Here is a 285-nt window from a genome sequence, read left to right on the forward strand (position 1 = left end):
TTTATATCCATTTTCTTTTAAATGCTGGTGTTGAATATCCATTAATTTAGAGGCCACACCATATTTCCTAAAGTCTTTATCAACCCCGCCTAACCAGCTATAAAATTTGTCGTGATCAAGTTCATATCCAATTTTATATCCAACCACATGTGTATCTTTTATTGCGACATTGATAAGCAAATTCTTTTTACTCTCCATTTTATAAACCAAATCATTTGAGTCACCAAAAATAGATCTATGTAAGCTCATAATGCCTTCTACTATACTATTATCAGGAATTGAACT

The 285-nt window shown here is 31.2% G+C and carries 1 protein-coding gene; it reads right to left on the reverse strand.

Going from position 1 to position 285, the window contains the following annotated elements; translation table 11 throughout:
* Positions 1 to 285: GNAT family N-acetyltransferase (locus tag V7150_RS23395; protein ID WP_335522996.1), on the reverse strand; the 285-nt coding region annotated here is incomplete at both ends.

This window comes from Neobacillus drentensis (assembly GCF_036965245.1).
Taxonomy (GTDB): Bacteria; Bacillota; Bacilli; order Bacillales; family Cytobacillaceae; genus Neobacillus; species Neobacillus drentensis_G.